The 18,357-nt window shown below is 50.6% G+C and carries 15 protein-coding genes; 8 read left to right on the top strand and 7 right to left on the bottom strand.

Annotated features, from left to right (window positions below; all coding sequences use genetic code 11):
• Positions 1 to 227: 227 nt before the first annotated feature.
• Entirely contained in the window at positions 228 to 848 is a 621-nt protein-coding gene (locus tag AC50Y5_RS13355; RefSeq protein WP_099518027.1) for an acetate uptake transporter, read from the bottom strand.
• A gap of 215 nt (positions 849 to 1,063) precedes the next feature.
• On the opposite strand from AC50Y5_RS13355, the gene AC50Y5_RS13350 reads away from it, so the two are divergent.
• The 5 genes from AC50Y5_RS13350 to AC50Y5_RS13330 all read left to right on the top strand — a co-directional run bounded on the left by AC50Y5_RS13350 (position 1,064) and on the right by AC50Y5_RS13330 (position 8,133).
• Complete coding sequence (locus tag AC50Y5_RS13350) at positions 1,064 to 2,764, top strand: methyl-accepting chemotaxis protein (RefSeq protein ID WP_494861235.1); 1,701 nt, start codon at positions 1,064 to 1,066, stop codon at positions 2,762 to 2,764.
• Between the two features lie 84 nt (positions 2,765 to 2,848).
• Complete coding sequence (locus AC50Y5_RS13345) at positions 2,849 to 3,139, top strand: hypothetical protein (protein WP_494861233.1); 291 nt, start codon at positions 2,849 to 2,851, stop codon at positions 3,137 to 3,139.
• Positions 3,140 to 3,324: 185 nt separating this feature from the next.
• Complete coding sequence (locus AC50Y5_RS13340) at positions 3,325 to 4,335, top strand: DUF3829 domain-containing protein (RefSeq protein WP_494861231.1); 1,011 nt, start codon at positions 3,325 to 3,327, stop codon at positions 4,333 to 4,335.
• Between the two features lie 162 nt (positions 4,336 to 4,497).
• On the top strand, positions 4,498 to 7,026 hold the full coding sequence (locus tag AC50Y5_RS13335; RefSeq protein WP_494861229.1) for a glycoside hydrolase family 3 N-terminal domain-containing protein: 2,529 nt from the start codon (positions 4,498 to 4,500) through the stop codon (positions 7,024 to 7,026).
• Between the two features lie 321 nt (positions 7,027 to 7,347).
• Complete coding sequence (locus tag AC50Y5_RS13330) at positions 7,348 to 8,133, top strand: ankyrin repeat domain-containing protein (protein ID WP_494861227.1); 786 nt, start codon at positions 7,348 to 7,350, stop codon at positions 8,131 to 8,133.
• Positions 8,134 to 8,324: 191 nt separating this feature from the next.
• Here the strand turns inward: AC50Y5_RS13330 and AC50Y5_RS13325 are convergent, their stop codons facing one another.
• Positions 8,325 to 9,044 carry a 3-ketoacyl-ACP reductase gene (locus AC50Y5_RS13325; RefSeq protein ID WP_494861543.1) on the bottom strand — a complete coding sequence of 240 codons (720 nt, stop codon included), beginning with the start codon at positions 9,042 to 9,044 and terminating at the stop codon, positions 8,325 to 8,327.
• A 125-nt stretch (positions 9,045 to 9,169) separates the two neighbouring features.
• Between AC50Y5_RS13325 and AC50Y5_RS13320 the strand changes: the two genes are divergently transcribed.
• The 3 genes from AC50Y5_RS13320 (at position 9,170) to AC50Y5_RS13310 (ending at position 12,677) form a co-directional block, all read left to right on the top strand.
• Complete coding sequence (locus AC50Y5_RS13320) at positions 9,170 to 10,102, top strand: helix-turn-helix transcriptional regulator (protein ID WP_494861225.1); 933 nt, start codon at positions 9,170 to 9,172, stop codon at positions 10,100 to 10,102.
• A 117-nt stretch (positions 10,103 to 10,219) separates the two neighbouring features.
• Positions 10,220 to 10,735, top strand: a complete 516-nt coding sequence (locus AC50Y5_RS13315; RefSeq protein ID WP_494861223.1) for a GyrI-like domain-containing protein — start codon at positions 10,220 to 10,222, stop codon at positions 10,733 to 10,735.
• A gap of 160 nt (positions 10,736 to 10,895) precedes the next feature.
• The gene (locus tag AC50Y5_RS13310) at positions 10,896 to 12,677 is read left to right on the top strand and encodes a WD40 repeat domain-containing protein (RefSeq protein WP_494861221.1); all 1,782 of its coding nucleotides are present in this window, start codon (positions 10,896 to 10,898) and stop codon (positions 12,675 to 12,677) included.
• A gap of 15 nt (positions 12,678 to 12,692) precedes the next feature.
• Here the strand turns inward: AC50Y5_RS13310 and AC50Y5_RS13305 are convergent, their stop codons facing one another.
• The 5 genes from AC50Y5_RS13305 to AC50Y5_RS13285 all read right to left on the bottom strand — a co-directional run bounded on the left by AC50Y5_RS13305 (position 12,693) and on the right by AC50Y5_RS13285 (position 18,077).
• On the bottom strand, positions 12,693 to 13,118 hold the full coding sequence (locus AC50Y5_RS13305) for a DUF1878 family protein (protein WP_494861219.1): 426 nt from the start codon (positions 13,116 to 13,118) through the stop codon (positions 12,693 to 12,695).
• Positions 13,119 to 13,375: 257 nt separating this feature from the next.
• Complete coding sequence (locus tag AC50Y5_RS13300) at positions 13,376 to 14,209, bottom strand: carbohydrate ABC transporter permease (RefSeq protein WP_056036461.1); 834 nt, start codon at positions 14,207 to 14,209, stop codon at positions 13,376 to 13,378.
• 26 nt (positions 14,210 to 14,235) lie between these two features.
• Positions 14,236 to 15,111 carry a carbohydrate ABC transporter permease gene (locus tag AC50Y5_RS13295; RefSeq protein WP_056036462.1) on the bottom strand — a complete coding sequence of 292 codons (876 nt, stop codon included), beginning with the start codon at positions 15,109 to 15,111 and terminating at the stop codon, positions 14,236 to 14,238.
• A gap of 93 nt (positions 15,112 to 15,204) precedes the next feature.
• Entirely contained in the window at positions 15,205 to 16,494 is a 1,290-nt protein-coding gene (locus tag AC50Y5_RS13290) for an ABC transporter substrate-binding protein (protein WP_494861216.1), read from the bottom strand.
• Between the two features lie 101 nt (positions 16,495 to 16,595).
• Positions 16,596 to 18,077 carry a DUF5605 domain-containing protein gene (locus AC50Y5_RS13285; RefSeq protein WP_494861214.1) on the bottom strand — a complete coding sequence of 494 codons (1,482 nt, stop codon included), beginning with the start codon at positions 18,075 to 18,077 and terminating at the stop codon, positions 16,596 to 16,598.
• Positions 18,078 to 18,357: the final 280 nt, after the last annotated feature.

The raw sequence follows: 18,357 nt of genomic DNA, 5'->3' as shown, positions 1-18,357 counted from the left end.
TTAATCCCGCAAATGCAGGCTGTAATGCTTATACGTAGTTATACCCAAGTTTGATTCGTTTTGAAAATAAACCAAAAAAACCGCCCCTCGCGAATCGGCGCGGGAGGCGGTTTAATGAAAATATAAGAAAGTATAAGATTCCCCCCCTTATACTCCGCTTATATTTCTCGGACTGAAACGCGCCGAGCCGCCAAAGGACGGCGACAGCCGTTTCACCTTGAGCGCAGCTAAGCGCGCGGCTTGAAAATGCCAAACGGCTTGCCAATCGGCAGGAAGCTTCGGCCGAAATGAGCGTTCAGCACGGAAGCGCCGCAGCCGTAAAGCGATACGATGCCAATGGCGAGCTCGGAGTAGGCAGCCAGCGTATGGAAAATTTCAGGTGCAACGCTGAAAGCATCGAGCGTAAGTCCTAGGAACAATAGATCAATCAAGCAGAAAATGATCAGCAGCACACGATTCGTTTCCACCGCGCCAATCGTCATAAACAGCGTAAATACGAGATACCCGGCGAATGCGAAGCCGAGCTGCTTGCCATCGACATCGCCTGCGAGTGCGGTGCCGAAGACACCCATTTTAAACATCCAGCTTGTGGCGACTGCGAACCAGAAAAAGGCGTAAGCGCCGAAAGCGGTCGTACCAAATGTATTGTTCCGCTTGGAATCTTGAATGCAAGCGAATAACTGGGCGAATGCGCCCAGGAAGATGGCCCATGGGATGACGAAGCTGTAGCCCGTCGTAATTCCAAGCTTTTGAGATGATGCAACCAAGGTGACAATTGCTAGTCCGAATAAGCCTAGGGCACTCGGATCAGCATTCATAATTTTGACGTTCGATGATTCCTTTTGCATATAAGCCTCCAATAATCCTGCGATTTCCTTTGTTTCATGCGTATTCGCCGACTTCTAACGCACATTGAAACATTCTAACTGAATTCTATACAAGAAGAAAGGGTATAATTCGTGTCCAAAAGTCGAACTTTGTTGAATTTAGGTGTTTCGGCATGTTTTAAGTGGTTTAATAGGTAAAGAGAACTAATACATATGATAAAGGGGAGCGCTCTCTTGTGAACATTCGAAAAAAGCTAATTACAGGTTTTGCAGCAGTATTATTGCTTACTTTGGCAGTCGGAATGATTAGCTGGTTTCAGTTTACGGCACTGGATAAGGCTTACCAGAATTTGCTGAGTGATCATGTGCAGAAAATATTGTGGGTCAACGAGCTTAAGCAGCAATCGACAGTTCAAGCCAATCGTGTACGGGGTTATATCATTACTGGAAACTCCATGCAGTTAGATAAATATGAAGAAGATCGGGTGCTGTTTACTGAAACGATGAAGTTATTGGAAGCATCGATCGACAATCCCGTCTCGATAGAGCTGACAGCGAAACTCAAGCAGCTGGAGGCGGAATACAATACGGTATCAGAGGAAATGATTGCTGCCAAGCAACAGGATAATATGGATGCAGTCGTAACATTGGTAGAGACGAAGGGCTCGCCCATTGCGGAGCAATTGATGGAGGCAGCGGATCAACTGGTAGATTATCAGCAGTCGCAGCTGAGTGAAGGCCAAGCAGCCTTAACGAAGGAAGTAGGGGAAGTGCAATCGATTATTATGACGACAATCGTCGTTGCTATGGTCCTAGGTATCGCCTTGGCGGTGCTCATTGGACAAATGATTGCCCGTCCTGTTCAGAAGGTAGCCTTAGCAGCGCGGCAAATTGCAGATGGCGACCTGACGGGAGCGGATATTGTGCTGCGCCAGAAGGATGAAATCGGGGCGATGGCTCTGGATTTTAATAAAATGAAGCATCATTTGCGGCAGCTGATGCTGACCATCAATCATAACGCGATGGAGGTTGAAGCGGCATCGAAGGAGCTGTCCGGCGGGGCGGAGCAGGCGGTAATGGCTTCCAACCATATAGCAGAGTCCGTGCAGCAGGTATCGGAAGCATCGGATCAGCAGTCAACCAGCATTAATGAGAATAAGCAGGCGATTGAAGAGAGCGCCATCAGCATTCAGCGTATTGCCGATTCGGCTGCGGTTACTTCGGAATCGTCCGAGCTTGCCTTGCAGCAGGCAGAACGCGGCAGTGCGCTGCTCGGCGAGACGATTGGCCAAATGAAGCAGCTCCACCTGACGATTGATCAATCCGCTGCTGTCATTTACGAGCTTGGCGAGCAATCGCGGGCGATCGAGGGAATTACACAGTTTATTCGCGAGATTGCCAATCAGACAAACCTGCTGTCGCTGAATGCTTCCATCGAGGCGGCACGGGCAGGGGAAGGCGGCAGAGGCTTTGCCGTCGTTGCAGGCGAGGTGAAAAAGCTGGCTGAGCAGACAGGCGAAGCATCCGATAAAATCGCGGTTTCTGTTCGTGCTATCGTGGACAAGGTGAACGGCGCAGTTGTTTCCATGCAGAAGGGATCTGGAGAGGTTGAGTCCAGCACTGCTTATATGAATCAGACCGGCGAAGCTTTTGAGCAAGTGTATGCGGCTATTCGTACGGTAACCAGCCAAGTACAGGAAGTATCGGCATCGGCGGAGGAACTGGCTGCTTCGACAGAGCAGCAGCTAGCGACCGAGGAGCAGTTGGTCGTGCTTGCGAATAACATTTCGGGCAATTCTCAAAGCGTAGCTGCCGTCTGCGAGGAGCAGCTGGCATCAATGGAGGAAATTTCAGCTTCGGCCGAAGCGCTGAGCCATATGGCGAATGTGCTGCGGGGCGAGATTCAGAAGTTTACTTTTGAGAAGGAGCAGGCTTAAGTTGTGTATCTGCTGAGCATGCTTAGATACGAAGGGGCCATTGTGATACAATGGCAGAGATAGCCCATAAGGAGATGATGACAGATGAGCGAGCAAGGAAATGACCAAATCGACGAGCAACAGCTGATCGCCTACATAACGAGTAAAGCGAAGGCATCCGAAGCGGATGTAAAGCTTGTGCTTAAACATGAGATGACCTTCATTAACAACGCGCAGGAGAATGCTTCTGGCGAGGTCGAAGTTGACAGCGATGAGCTGGTCGATTACATCCTGAAGCAGCGTGATGTGAAGCTGGACGAGCTTGCGGTTGAGACGATTCTTGATCTGGAAATGGAATATTTGATGGATCAAGGCGTAGCCGGTTATGTTGATTAAGCAGCATAAGGAAATGAAGCTTTCGAAGCGCCATTTTGGCGACTTCGGAAGCTTTTTTAATATAAAGCAATGAAATTTCATTTAATATAAATGTGCATTTTTTATGAATGAATAAATAAATGAATATCCCCAACCGATACATAATAATGTATTTAAAAGATGATAATGAGGGGATTACTGGAATTATGAAAAAGATAATGGTTTTATTTCTAGGTATTACGCTATTCACATTAACGGCCTGCGGAGTTTCTGTAACCTCAGAGGGTAAAGGAAGTGCCGGGCAAGCAGCAGCCGATGCACAGGAGACGAAAAAACATAATGCCTACATTGATCTTGCCAATGAAGTGAATGGCGGTATTTTTGCCTTATCACTCAAGCAATATTTCAACACTTTCGGTACGGGACAGCAGCTGGATACGAAAAATTATCTCGGCGACTACAAAAATATGCCGTATCCCCCTTCCTCTATTGAAGCGAAAAAGGCAACTCTGGAGCTCGCTTCTGCCGAACCCTCCTTTGGAGCGGCGGACGAATCACTCAAGGAGCTGATTCCACATATGATCGAAATGATGAATACGTTGAATGAGATCAGCGATTATTATGATGCTGGAACGTACAAGCAGGACAGCTTTAAGCAGGGGGGAGAGCTGCATGCTCGGCTACTTGAGCAGAATGAGCAGTTTGAGCTGCTTGTGGAAAGCTTTTTAACCGACTTGGAAGAGGTCACGGGTCAGAGCAAGCAGGAAAGCTTGGAGGCGTTGAAAGAGGCGGACAGCCTGATCCGTTATTATGCAATGAGTACCCTGATACGCGCACAGGACATTCAGGATGCTTTTTATAAGCAAAATATAGATATGGATCATATTCTCGATTTTGATTTAAAGGCCTACGAGGAGCTGCATAAGCAGCTGATTGAGGATATGGACCATTTTTACGAATATGCGAAGGATGATGAGCGCCGGAAGAAGGAGGCGTGGACAACGGTTGAGGTGTTTGATTACAGCTTGCAAAATGTCAAAACCGCATCCGCACAAATTTTAGAAACGCTCAAGAAGGGCAATACGGAAATCGACAGCTTGAGCAAAGGCTCTGTGAAAGCACGCGGCCAAAACGATATTCTTGCCACTTATGACAGACAAGTCTCTGCTTTGGTGGACAGCTATAATACCAATATTCAATTGAAAATATATAATTAGCTGCATTCTATCTGGGCAGGCGGTGCGGCGGCTTGCTTATGCCGCATTCTAGTCGCAATTGTGCTAGCAAAAAGTCGTCTCATCGGTAGTGAGTGCGCAGGCATACGGGTTATAGTCAAACTAATCTAATGCAGCACTTTCAATGAAGAGAGGACGATAGCGATGAAGGGCGTATGGCATGGGCATGTGAAAATGGGGGAAGCTTCCACACTGTTTATTTTTACGGTAGAGGAGTGGGCTGGCGACTACAGGCTTTCGGTGCATTCGGTACCGGGCATATACAGCTTTGAGGCTGGCGGCCTGAAAGCGGAGGGAAGCAGCGGCAATGAGCTTAAGGCAGCCGGATATCTGGGGATGTTTGGAGCAGATATGACGGTTCAGCTTATATTTGGAGAAACATTGCTCACAGGCGCGGTGACTTTGCCGTTTGGCGGTCCATTTCCGCTTGAAGGCAGGAAGGGACAGCCGACCTTCCGCCATGCATCACTTCTAGCGAAAGCTGCTGAGGTACAGGGCGGGGCAGTCATTGAGCGAACGGATGCGGAAATTCGCGAGCAGGTAGAGCTGCTGCTGGGCCGAATGAGCGTGGAGGAGAAAATCGGGCAAATGAGCCAGGTCGGCGCGTCCAACTTTTCGTTCGGCGGAGATGTGGAGAGCGAGCCGGTTGAGGTGCTGATCGCAAAAGGGAAGATTGGCTCCATTTTGGGCGCATTCGATATGAACCAGGTGCTGGAGCTGCAAAAAATTGCGGTCGAGCAGTCGCCGCTCCGTATTCCGCTGCTGTTTAATGCCGACGTGATCCACGGTTATCAGACGATTTTTCCAGTGCCGCTAGCTTGGTCGTGCAGCTGGGATATGGAGGCGATTCGCAAAGCCTGCGCCATTGCGGCCAAAGAAGCCGCCGCTTCCGGCATTACGTACAATCATGCACCGATGGTCGATGTTACACGCGATGCCAGATGGGGCAGGGTAGTCGAGGGAGCGGGCGAGGACCCGTATCTGGGCGCTGCTATAGCCAAAGCGCAGGTAGAGGGATTTCAGGGCGAAAGCCTGCTGGATCAGGACACGCTGATTGCCTGCTTGAAGCATTTTATTGCTTATGGAGCAGCGGAGGCAGGCCGTGATTACAATACGGTCGATATATCCGAGCGTACGCTGCGTGACGTGTTTTTGCCGCCATTCCGTGCGGGCATTGAGGCGGGAGCCGGATCGGTCATGAATGCTTTTAATTTGTATGACGGCATCCCGATTGCTGGAAATGCCCGCATTTTGCGCGATCTGCTGCGCGAGGAGCTTGGGTTTGAGGGCATGCTGATCTCTGATTATGCGGCCATTGATGAGCTGGTCATTCATGGCGCTGCTGAGGATGGCAAAGAGGCTGCTGCGCAAGCGCTGCATGCGACGATGGATATTGAAATGGTGACTAGGCTGTATGAGGAGCATCTTCCAGCGCTGCTGGCAGAAGGGAAAGTGACGGAAGAGCAGCTGAATGCGGCGGTGCGCCGGATTTTGACCTATAAATTTAAAATCGGCATTATGGATGCCCCTTACCGTTATGTGAGGCCGGAAGAAGCATACGAGCATTATTTGTCAGCCGAGCATTTGGAGGCAAGCCGTGACGTAGCCCGCAAATCCATTGTGCTGCTGAAAAATAACGGCGTGCTGCCGCTTGCGTATGACCGCAAGCTGGCGGTTATCGGACCGTTCGCGGCAAGCCGGGATTTGCTCGGGCCGTGGCAGTTTTCCAATTATGCGAGCGAAACGGCAACGCTGCTGCAAGGCTTGGCAGCGAAGGGCTTCGCACCGGAGCAGCTGCTGTATGCGGAAGGCTGCGGCGTGCATGAGCCGCTTGCCGGAGGCATCGAGCGGGCAGTGGAGCAGGCGCGCAAAGCAGATATCGTGCTGCTGGCGCTGGGCGAGAGCAGCGATATGTCTGGCGAGGCGGCATCGCGTATGGATGTGACGCTGCCGGAAGCCCAATTGGAGCTGGCTAAGGCCATAGCGCAGACAGGCAAGCCTGTCGTGCTGCTTTTGACCAATGGCCGTCCATTGGTGCTGGAGTGGTTTGATAACCACATGGCTGCGATAGTGGAAAGCTGGTTCCTCGGCTCACAAGCTGGACATGCTTTAGCGGATATTCTTCTCGGCGATTACAATCCATCGGGCAAGCTGACGATGAGCTTTCCATACAAGACGGGGCAAGTGCCCGTGTATTACAATCATTACCGAACCGGCCGTCCGCTGACGGAGAGCAATAGCGGCCAGAAGTTTATTTCTAAATACATCGATGGCCCGAATGAGCCCTTGTATCCATTTGGCTACGGCCTCAGCTATACGACATTTGCTTATTCAGAGCTTGCGCTTAGCCGTTCTGAGCTGCGGGCGGGTGATACGATGGAGGTCGCCGTCACGGTGACGAATACAGGCAGCAGAGCTGGGGAAGAAATCGTACAGCTGTACGTTCAGGACGTTCACGGCAGCGTCGTTCGTCCGGTGAAGGAGCTGAAAGGGTTCCAGAAGCTGACGCTGGAGGCGGGAGAAAGTCGTAAAGTGGCCTTCACCCTTTCGGAAGAGCATTTGAAATTTACGACCGCCGCTATGCGCCACGAGGTGGAAGCTGGGCAATTTAAGGTGTACGTAGGCGGAAGCTCAAGAGCGGCACTGGCAGCGGGGTTTGAATGGCTGGAATAGCCTCAAGCTCAAGAGCGCTTTAAGCCTAAAGGAAGCGGAAGCATAACATTTAGAGTAAGAGGAACCATCAGCCTAAGATAGCTATGAAATAGACATGGAAAAAGACAAGGAAGAGGGTGAATCCCTCGCCCCTTGTCTTTTTTTGCGTCGTTATACGATTGTTAGCCCACAATTGTGCGAATGGAGCCATGCCGCGGCTGCGAATATCCGCATGAACAAGATATGGGCGTTAAGCCAATGGGCAGGACATTATTATCATTCCACGAATACTTCAAATATGGCGAATTTACGAGGCTTAAATTTGTGTGAGGAGATTTGGATATGGCATTTATTTACGAAGATGAAACGCTGGCAGTAACTGTTGTTAAAGCGATCCACACTGGCGATACCCCATCGTTGAAACGACTTCTTGAAGAGAACCCGGGCTTGGCTGCGGCAAGAATTATCGGTAGAGACAATAACAACGAAGACAATAGTTGTAGAACGTCTCGAACACTTTTGCATGTCGTGACCGACTGGCCCGGTCACTTTCCTAACGGTGCGGCTACTGTAAGTACGTTAGTCGAGTTCGGCGCGGAGGTGAACGCTCGGTTCACTGGATCGCACACCGAGACACCGCTTCATTGGGCTGCGAGTTGCGATGACATTAAAGTGCTTGACGCGCTTCTTGATGCTGGTGCCGATATCGAAGCGCCAGGTGCAGTGATCGCAGGCGGTACACCACTAGACGACGCAGTAGCATTCGCACAGTGGCGGGCAGCGCATAGGTTGGTTGAACGTGGAGCGCAAATCGCACTCTGGCATGCGGCTGCGCTAGGACAATTGGCTGCAATTGAGGCTTACTTCGCCGGTTCCGCACTTTCAGAGCGATACCCTTGGGGAGCAAGTCGCTCTTCACCACCAGGCAAGATTACCGTAGCCTTCTGGTGCGCTTGCCACGGCGGACAACAGCGCCCTGCAGAGTACCTTCTCGGCCGAGGTGCTGAACTGAACTGGATTTCGGTTTGGGATGGATTGACCCCGCTGGACGCAGCGCAACGTAGTTCTGCTACTGATCTGGTTCAATGGCTGCATAGTCAAGGCGCCAAATCTGCCAGCGAATTGTGAAGGATCAATAGGGTTGCAGAGCCTCAAGCTAGTGTTCCATAGGATTAAGCTGACGAATATGTGAATTCAATAAAAACAGCGGTAGTCTAAGACTTTATTTTTCAGTCTTAGTCCGCCGCTGTTTCATTTTTATGGTCTGTCTAAAGCTTTATTTTCATTGGACAACGCCAATCAATCCTGCTGAAACAGCTTTATTGCGGGTTCGTCGTCCAAATACCCGCTGTTTTAATGAAGACGCGTGGCGGAAGCGAAATAGCCGCGAGCGCCAGAGCTGCAACATCCTCAGGCTGCATCATGCGATCCTCATCACCGATTTTGAGGCCAGCTTTCGTAGCCAGCTCGGTATTGACCGTGCTTGGCGTAAGAGCCGTTACGCGAATATTATGCTTGCGCACCTCTTGGAGCAGCGATTCGGTAAAGCCCAGCACCGCGAACTTGGAAGCGCAATAAGCCGAACCCGTTGCGAAGCCGCGCTCTCCCGCTGTGGAAGCCACATTAATGATTTCGCCGCTGTTTCTGGCAACCATCGCTGGCAGTACAGCGCGAGTCACATTGTAGGTGCCATATAAATTGACATCCATCATGCTCTTCCACTCTTCCGGGTCCATATCCAGCACGGTTCCGAATTTGGCAATGCCTGCATTATTGATTAGAATATCAATAGGGCCAAGCTGCTCTGTAATCGAAGCAACAGCTGCCTGTACTTCTTGATTAACCGATACATCGGCAGCCGCAAGGCTGACCTGTATAGAATAGCTGGCTTTCAGCGTATCGGCGAGCGTCTCCAAATCGGATACGGTTCGGGAAATAAGTCCAAGGCTTACGCCCTCCTTCGCGAATGCATGGGCAATAGCAAGCCCGATGCCTTTGCCCGCGCCGGTAATGATCGCTGTTTTTCCGCTTAGTGTCATCATTAATCTCTCCATTCTTTAGGGGAATTGCTTCTCATTTCTCCTCTCCATTATAAAGCTGTCAATAACCGGAATACAAATAAGCCCTAATAAGCGGGCGAATGCAATAAGTCAGGTGGGTACATATGAAAATAGATCGATTGCTCGGCATCGTCGTCCTGCTGCTTGGCAGGAAGCGGTGGAATGCGACCGAGCTTGCTGAGCGTTTTGAGGTATCTGTAAAAACGATTTACCGGGATATGGAGACGCTCGGTTTAGCTGGCATTCCTGTGGCCTCGCATCACGGCGCAGCCGGCGGCTATGAAATTATGGAGCAATACACGCTGAATCGGCAGCTTGCGAGCGCGAAGGAATGGAAGGCGCTGCTTGCTGCAGTGAAGGGAATTGCTTCGGCACTAGATGATCAAGCTTATCATGAGCTGCTCGCCAAGGTGAATGCCCTGCTGCCGCAAGCTGCGCATGAAGAGCATGCCAGACAGGGCGAGGAACTCGTATTCGATTTGCAGTCGTGGGGATCGGGACTGGAATTGAAGCCCAAGCTGGCCTTGCTCCAACAAGCGATTACAGAGAGCAAGGTGGCTCGCCTGCGTTATGCCAGCTCGGCGGGGACAGAAAGCGAGCGGGAGGTTGAGCCGGCAGCCCTTATCATGAAAGGCTCGATTTGGTATTTGCAGGCGTATTGCCGCAGGAAGCAGGGCTTTCGCATGTTTCGTTTGACGCGAATACTGAGCCTGTCGCTCCTGCTGGAGGGCTTTGAGCCGCGGCAGTCGCCGCAGCTGGAAGGGCTGATCTGGCGCAGCGACTGGGGGGCAGACCAGGAGACGCCGATGCTTATGCACTTTCAGCCGCAGGTCAAGCATCGCGTATATGATGCTTTTCCAAACGTGTTTATTACCGAGCTGGCAGATGGCAGCTTGCAGGTGACGGGCTCTTTTTCGCTGGATGAGTGGTTTTACGGTTTGCTGCTAAGCTTCTGTCAGCATGTTAAGGTGCTGGAGCCCTCTTGGGCTGCTGAAGAGATAAAGCGCAGAGCGCAGCTTATTTTTGAAATATATTAATTTATAATCCGGACATATAGCTGTCTGATAAGGTGCGATAAACTTTGGGTAAATCTAGGTAAGCATGGTGAACGGCGCACGCCTTAGCCGCCTTGCTTACGGAAAAGAGGAAATGACATGATGAAATCGATATTGGAGCAGCAAGAGGCCTTGAAGCTGACGGGCATTGGCGTTCGGACAACGAATCAGGAGGAAGCGGGGCCGAATGGGCGCATTCCTGCGCTCTGGACACAATATTTTCAGCTGGAAGGCGCATACGCCAATAAGGCCCAAGCTCAAGATGATTTTATTTATGGGGTATATACGGATTATGAAACGGATGCAAGCGGCGCTTACACGGCTTTCATCGGACATACCTATGATTTAGACCTGCCAATAGCAACAGAAACAGCAGGGGCATCTGCCGCTGCAAACATGCAGCAAATCGTTGTGCCGAGCTCCCTGTACCGGGTTTTCGAGACGAGAAGAGGGCCTATGCCGCAGGTTGTCATTGAAGCTTGGCAGGAAATTTGGGCTTATTATGATACAGCTGCCGAGCAGCGGGCGTATACGGGCGATTTTGAGCGGTATGATCAAAACGATTATCAGGACGGGGAAGCAGTCGTTCGTATTTATATCGCCATCAAAAGCTGAATGCTGTGAAGCGTTACGTTAGACGCGAATGCGTCATGTAATTGCCGTATGCCCCGCCACTGGATGAATCGCCTTTCCTTGTTGCTCGGCAAGCTTGGCTGTGTGCAGGTGTGCCTATGCAGGATGAGAGGATAACGGATAGATTGGAAGGGGAAGGCGAATGGTCAACAGAAGCGAGCTGGAACAAATAAAAAAATGGAACAGGACCGGTGAATTTCATCGGTCCATTCAAGCGCTGCAGGAGGCCGCAGCCATTCCCGCTGATATTAGAAGTGAAGCGGGCTGCCAGGAAGGCTTTGATACGCTTTACTTATATGTGGAAGCGCAGCTTTACAGCGGGCATGCGGAGGAAGCAGAGGCGCATTACCCAGCGCTTCAATCACTGCTGTATACGTGGAATGGCATTTATAGTCACAGCTATACCGCCAATTATCAGCTGAATTTCATCCGTTCAGCGCTGGATTATGCGCTGGGCAGCAGGCTGGCAGCCGTGCGCGGCTTCGCTAGGCTAATGGAATATGGCGCACAGCTTGATGCGCAGCTGCGGGCGGCGATTTATTATTATTTTTCACTGATGGATTATGAGGATTACAACGTGGTGGATGCGGGAGAGAAGCTGCACTTAGCCAAGCGCGAGGAAGGCTGTACGCCTTTCATTGCAAAGCGGTTAGACGAATTGGAGCAGTGGATTGCCATTCGCGAAGCCCGGATGGAGTGGGAGCAGCTTGATCGCAGCAGCTCAACCTTCCAGCAATTCGGGGAGCTTGCAGGCGGACAAGAAAGCGAAATCTGCGAGCTGGCGCTGAATGCCGAGGGCAGCTTGGCAGCCGTCCTCTATGAAGACGGCATCGTCCGCGTGTGGCATACAGCGGATGGCCAGCTTCAAGCTGTAATTTATAGGGGAAATGGCGAAGCTGTAGGCGAGCGTCCAGAAAGCAAAGAAGGAGCGGCTAGAGCGGCATTGTGCTTTAGTCCAGACTCCAGCTTGCTGGCGGTTGGCAGTAGAATTGGTGTCGTAGATCTTTTTCATGTGCATAGCGGTGAGCTGGAGCAGCACTGGGAGCTCTGTACGGACATTCAATCCCCGCATGTTGACGGGCATGTTCATGGCTTGTATTCGCATGTCAGCTTTAGCAGCAATGGACGTTATGCCGTCGTTATTCCGGTAGCAGAGGGCGATGTGACTCCGTATGCAGATGGGGCGGATATGTCGTGCTTCCATACTATATTTGTAATAGAGATAAACGGCGGAAGATGTGTGCTGCAGCACGCGTTTCGCGAAGGGCGAATCGGTGCGGTTGCCTTCAGCGAGGATGAGCGGATGCTGGCGGTCGGGGTTATTGGCCAGGAGGTTGCTGTATGGGAGCTGAGGAGCGGCAGCCTCGTCTATTTCGATCATGATTTTGTAACGGTGCAAGACCATGGACGCATGGCTTTGGCGAATACGATTGCTTTTGCCCATGGCAGCTCCATGCTTGCTTATCCGGCAAGCGATCATACGATTAAATTAATCAGCATGAGTGAATGGGGCGGCGTTTATACGATTCAGCGGCGGGCGATTGTGCTGGAGGAAGGCGTTACGGTCAGCGCCATAACGTTCAGTGAAGATGGAGGAACGCTCATTTCGGCAGAGGATCATAGCCGCTGGAAACAAGGCTTGCTCAGCGTTTGGGATGTGGAGCGGGCACAGCAGCTGCATACGGCCGCCATTGAGCGCTCTGTCGCTTCCAAGCTTGCTATTCACGAACAAAACGATGAGCTATGGGTGCTTACCGGCCCGGTCTTGGAAATTCGCAGGCTGAGTACGCTGGAGCAGCTAAAAAGGCTGGACCCTTACCAATGGCACAATTCCACAGCTATTTTGCAAAATCCGAGCGCGCTAGCTGACGATAGAGCCGCTGGCGCCATCGCTTTTAAAGGCAGGGTGCGGTTTTTCGGCTAATTGCTGAGAAAGGCACTATTTTTCACTTAATAGCAGCTGGCATAGCTCGGGATAAACGACCTGATTGTTCAGAGCCATCAGCAAATAATCGGGGTTTACATCCTGCGGCACAACAGCCGAAGCGTAGGCAGCAAACTCACGATAGGATGGTGGAGCGTCGGAAAACAAAGGGTGGTTTGGACTGGAAAATAACGAGTTACGCTGCTTTATGTCGGCAACCTTTGCGTTATAAAAGCTGATGCTATGCTCATCCCTAGCGGCGGCAGGACCCTTCATGCGATGATTTAATATATACAGCACATCATGCAGGGCTCTTGTCTGCTGCTCCGTAAAATCATGATCCAATAGAAAAAGGTAGAAGGGAAACTCATCTTTGGAAATAATCGTCCTCATGAGCTTCATCTGATATTTCAACCGTTCTATTTCTTCATGCACATTCATCGAATTCTCCGTTCCTTATTTTTTTCACAGCCGGGTCTTTTCTCCAGTATACTCCAAAAATGATTGCGTCGGTTTTAATGGCGATGAAAAAGTCGCAGCGGAGTGAAAAGGGGGAGTAGTAAAAGCGTGAGCACGCGCTTTTATCTCTGCGTTTCAACGGCTTATCCGTTTAGGCTCGAGGAAACGCAGCGATAATGGCGATTGGAAGCAATCCCTTTTCGCGCAGCGAAGACTTTTTCTCCCCGCATAGGGCAGTTCTAGCCTTTGACCGATCCAGCAAGGCCGGATACGAAGTATTTCTGAAACGCGACATAGACGATGAGTACGGGCACGACCGAAATAAGCACGCCTGCGTTCATCAGCGGGTAGTTCGCCGAATATTGGCCGCGGAATGCCAGCAGCCCTGTCGTAATGGTGCGCATCGAATCCTTTGTAATAAAAATTTGGGCCAGCAAAAATTCATTCCACGTTGCCATAAAATCAAAGATAAACAGCGTTGCAATGGCGGGCATTGATAGTGGAATAATGATTTTGAAAAATTTTCCCATGACCCCGCAGCCGTCAATCAGGGCAGCCTCGTCAATTTCCTTGGGGATCGTGCGGAAAAATCCGCGCAAAATCAAAATGCCAAACGGGATGCCGAAGCCCAAATAAATAAGAATGATGCCGGGATACGTATCGACAAGCCCGAGCTTGTTGAGAATCATATTGAGCGGCACGAGGGTAGCCTGCATCGGAACCATCATGCCGATGAGAAACAAGGCGAAGAGCCACTCGCTCCCCTTGAAAGCCAGCCGCGTCAGAGCAAAGGCGGCGAGCGCTTCGATTAAAATGCCGAGGGGAACCTTTATTAAGGCGATAAACGCTGTATTTTTCATATACATGCTCATGCGCCCTTGCTCCCAAGCTTGTACAAAATTGTGCCACTGCAGCTTTTCGGGGAACATATAAAAAGGACGTGTCAGCAAGTCGCTGCTCGACTTTAGCGCCGTAAAGGCAATGAATAAAACGGGCAGCAGAAAGATGGCTGCTAATACTGCGATTAGGGCATATTTAAGTGCCTTACTGACGGGATGAACGCGCTGTTCCATCGGTTGGACACCATCCTTCCTCTATATTACAAATGCGATTTTTTAGTCGTGTAATAAACATACGGAATAATAATGATCAGCGAAATGAGAACTAAAAACATGGAAATGGCTGAGCCTGTGCCGATATTGGCAAATTTGAACGTCTGAATATACATCCACGAAGCCAGCACATGGGTGCTTTCCGCCGGGCCTCCGCCCGTCATCGCATAAATCAAATCGTATACCTTCATGGACGATACCATCGTGATGGCGATGACAATAACAAACGTTTCCCGCAGCAGGGGAACGGTAATAAACCAGAACATTTGCCGCGGCTTGGCACCATCAATCGTCGCCGCTTCATAGGGGTCCTGGGGAATCGTCTGCAGTCCAGCGAGAAACAGCACCATCGGCTGCCCAACGCCATTCCAGACAGCAGCAACGAACACGGCATAGAGGGCGAATTTCGGCTCCGCCAGCCAAGCCTGCGCCCAGCTGCCGAGCCCGATCAGCTCCAGCGCTTTATTGAATAATCCCTGCATGGGATTGTACATCCAGGTCCAGATCGTCGCGACGATGACCCCGGATAATACGTAAGGGAAATAAAAAATGCCCCGAAACACAATGCGTCCCTTCAGCTTCTGATTCAATAAAATCGCCAGCATCAGGCCGATGCCCATAATGATTGTCAAAGAGCCGAGCGTCCATAACAGATTGTTGGCGACCGCTCTTGGAAAGACGGAATCGTGCAGCAAAAGATCAGTATAATTGCTTAAGCCGACAAAGGTTTTCACTGGCGCAACGCCGTTCCAGTTAAAGAAGCTGAGATACAGCGTGTAGAGCGTCGGGATAAAGATAATCGCTATATAAATGAAAAGAGCGGGAAACACGAACAGCCAGGGCTTTAATACGCCGATTTTCAAGCTTCATTCCTCCTTGCGAATCAAGATGGAGCGGGCGGGCAAAGCGGCCGCGCCCCATCTCTCTTCTCTTTTGCAGCGCTTCATGGATGCTTCTTAGCTTGTTTTATTTTTAGCCTTATAGTCAGCAGCGGCCTTCTCCATTCCTTCCGCAGCCTGCTCAGGCGTCCATTCTTTTAGAGCGACCTTGTCCTGCGCCTCAAACAGCTTCTGTACCACTTCCTGCGGAAGCGCTTGGTCGGTAATGAGGAAGCTGCCTTTCGTCGCCATATCGAGCAGCGGCTTCAGGTGGGGCGTGTTTTCCGAATAAGTGACATTAAGAGCAGCAGGGGTGCCGTAAGAATCGATATATTTATTGACCACTTCAGCGCTAGTCAAATATTCCCCTACTTTAATGGTAGCCTCAAGCGTTGCTTGATCAAGGTCGGCGCTTACTTGGAACATTTCGGCAAATACGGAGGAACGGCCGGTTGGGAACTTGAATACGCCAAAATCATTGACATTAAATCCGGCTGCTGCAATATTGCCATCGAGCCATGTTCCATCAATATCTAATCCCGACGTTCCCGGATAGAAGAGATTGACGGCCTCTGTCGGATCAAGGGCGACATAGCCCTTAGGAAAATAGCCTTTATCGTTGTATTCCTTGAGCTTTGCGAACGTTTGAACAACAGCTGGATCGTTCCACGAGGCAGTCAGGCTGTTCAGCTTGTCATGCAGCTCGGGTCCTGCGAAATGCTCCAGCAGCTGCTCCGTCAGACGCATGACGTGCCAGCCGTTTTTGCCGCCGAGCGATAGCGGTGTAATACCGCCATCCTTCATCGCCTGCAGCTGTGCTTCAAACTCTTCAAAGGAAGTAGGAGCGGTAAGCTTGAGCTTGTCATAGGCTATTTTGGAGTACCACGTATCGACGGCGTTTAAGTGATAGGGTATGCCGGATACTTTGCCGTTGTAGGTTCCCATATCAATGGCCGCTTGATTGTAAAGCGAAGGCCAATTATGATCCTTGGCAATCTGGGTCAGATCAGCTGTAAGCCCATTATCGGCATAAAAGGAGCCTAGGGAACCGCCCCATGTAGACCACATATTAGGCAGTGTTCCCGAATTAGCGGCTACCTTTAACGCTTCTTTCATCGGATCAACGGCATATTTGCTAACCTCGATTTGAATATCGGGGTTAGCTGCATTAAAGTCAGCAGCAGCTCCGTCAATCCATGTATGCTCCTGCAAAGCCCACACGGAAACGACGGTTTTCTTTGTGCTGCCTGTACTGCTTGTACCGCTCGTACTGCCAGCCTCTGAATTTGTTCCGCCGCCGGATGAGCAGCCAGCTGCAATAAGCGCGATGATTAATAAGCCAACAAAGGCTTGCCATCTTTTTGTCATGAGAATCCCCCTCTAGTGGTCAATCAAATAATTATCAATCAACTAATGTTCATTCAAACAGTGGTTAATCAAATTTTGGCCCATCAAAATAGCTGCTAAGCTTAAATTTTGCTGATCCGCAGCGCTTGATAAGGAATGCCTGGAAGCGGGACTTTGCATTCTCCTGTAAATTCTCCATCTAGCGGCGATATCGACATCGCCCAAGTATCAATTAAATCGATGCGGAATGCTGCGCCTTCCGGAAGCGATAGGCTGCGGAAGGCAGGGCGGCTGGCGCCAAAATAAATCAAATAATATTCGCCCTCCACGCCTCCGGCAGAAGCATCCCATTTGAAATTAATGGCGCTCGTATCGAGTCTTGGCCCTTCTTCCATGATGCTGCGCAGAAACGCAATCCGCTCCGCGCTGCTGCCATGCAGCTCGCCTCCGTGCGACCACCAAATGATATCGTCGGGGTGTACATACGTCTCTCCATGCGTGACATAGCCGCCTTGGGCCATCCCTTCCCAGAAGCATTCTACCATTCGCTCTGTGGTAAGATTGCCCCAGCCATGATTCAGGTTGCCTTCATAGCGGCATTCATCCACGACGATCGGCTTGCGGTAAAGCTCGCGCCATTCTGTTACGAAATTCAAGTCAGCATGCTGGATGCTGGCATGTGTCACCCAAGGCTTACCATGATCATACCAATGCAGATTGCTTCTATAATGGATCTCGGGATTATGCCAGTTATGAATGGAGCGAAGATGCTGGTAAGGGTCATGCTCCTGAATGATGCGGAAAAACCGATCCCAGTCCGTCATCTTCTTCTCGAACATCAGATCATATTCATTGGCAAGCGACCACCATAGGTTTCGGAAGGAGGCCAGCCTTGCCAGCGCGTACCGCAAATAATAATCGTCCGATTCAGCAGTCATGCGCGAGAAGCCCCAGCGGTCATAGGGATGGAATAAAATCAGATCTGCTTCAATGCCGAGAAGCTGCAATTGCTCCAGCTGCGATTCCAGGCGGCGCCAAAAATCAGGATTGAACGCCTCCCAATTAAAGCCTTGCTGCAAGGAGCCTGCGAAAGCAAAATGTTCCGGCTCGGCGGCGTTATAATCATAATGCTTGGGAAACACGCACATTCTAATTTTGTTGAACGGTGCTTTGCTCAGCGAGCGCAGCGTTTGCTGTTCAAGCTGCTCCCCCTGATGGTTCCAGACATAAGCCGTTGTTCCAACCGGATAGAAGGGTGTTCCATCGGCATAGCTGAAATGAAAAATTTGATCAACCTTCACAGGTCCATGATTTTCGGCCGACGTGGGGGCGATGCAGATGAGCGTTCCTTGCAGGCCATCCAACTGCGCCGTGCTGCTGCTCGTAGTGAAGGACCATGTGCCCGTGCAATCCGGCATGAAGCGAATGACGTATTGTCCATCGCCATCATAGAAGCCGTCAACCTTAATGCTCCGATGCCCGAATTGAAATTCGGCGCCGAGTACAACTTCCTTATAGGGATTTCCTTCCTGCGGCCCTTCTATGCGAAGCTCAAAACGATTCCACTGCTCAGCCTCGAAAGGCTCTGACCATATGCGAGTCATGCTGTTCCTCCTTCTCTGATCATAAAAGTACATGGTATCTGGTGAATGGCTTCATTTTATAGGATGCTGTCCCCCATTCGTAGCTGTCCCAAGTATCCTTTTGTGCATTAATATGACTCTTTGCATGTGCTAAGCTTGCCAATACGTATCTGTAAGTAGACGAACGATGCTTTTTCCTATGCTTTTATGCCCATATGCTGCAATAGGGACAAACGGAGAGCCGAATGCAAGGCAAAAAAGCCCCCTGTGTCCTTCTCTTGGAGGGAAGAGTCAGGAGGCG

This window comes from Paenibacillus sp. JT22N7, assembly GCF_059383875.1.
Note: the sequence above shows the minus strand (reverse complement) of the source record. Positions and strands in the feature narration are given on the sequence as shown.

Coding starts and splice junctions, on each gene's coding strand:
- AC50Y5_RS13310 (WP_494861221.1), top strand. CDS start 10,896: ATGGTCAACAGAAGCGAGCTGGAACAAATAAAAAAATGGAACAGGACC.
- AC50Y5_RS13345 (WP_494861233.1), top strand. CDS start 2,849: ATGAGCGAGCAAGGAAATGACCAAATCGACGAGCAACAGCTGATCGCC.
- AC50Y5_RS13325 (WP_494861543.1), bottom strand. CDS start 9,044: ATGACACTAAGCGGAAAAACAGCGATCATTACCGGCGCGGGCAAAGGC.
- AC50Y5_RS13315 (WP_494861223.1), top strand. CDS start 10,220: ATGATGAAATCGATATTGGAGCAGCAAGAGGCCTTGAAGCTGACGGGC.
- AC50Y5_RS13300 (WP_056036461.1), bottom strand. CDS start 14,209: ATGGAACAGCGCGTTCATCCCGTCAGTAAGGCACTTAAATATGCCCTA.
- AC50Y5_RS13285 (WP_494861214.1), bottom strand. CDS start 18,077: ATGACTCGCATATGGTCAGAGCCTTTCGAGGCTGAGCAGTGGAATCGT.
- AC50Y5_RS13320 (WP_494861225.1), top strand. CDS start 9,170: ATGAAAATAGATCGATTGCTCGGCATCGTCGTCCTGCTGCTTGGCAGG.
- AC50Y5_RS13335 (WP_494861229.1), top strand. CDS start 4,498: ATGAAGGGCGTATGGCATGGGCATGTGAAAATGGGGGAAGCTTCCACA.
- AC50Y5_RS13340 (WP_494861231.1), top strand. CDS start 3,325: ATGAAAAAGATAATGGTTTTATTTCTAGGTATTACGCTATTCACATTA.
- AC50Y5_RS13355 (WP_099518027.1), bottom strand. CDS start 848: ATGCAAAAGGAATCATCGAACGTCAAAATTATGAATGCTGATCCGAGT.
- AC50Y5_RS13290 (WP_494861216.1), bottom strand. CDS start 16,494: ATGACAAAAAGATGGCAAGCCTTTGTTGGCTTATTAATCATCGCGCTT.
- AC50Y5_RS13305 (WP_494861219.1), bottom strand. CDS start 13,118: ATGAATGTGCATGAAGAAATAGAACGGTTGAAATATCAGATGAAGCTC.
- AC50Y5_RS13330 (WP_494861227.1), top strand. CDS start 7,348: ATGGCATTTATTTACGAAGATGAAACGCTGGCAGTAACTGTTGTTAAA.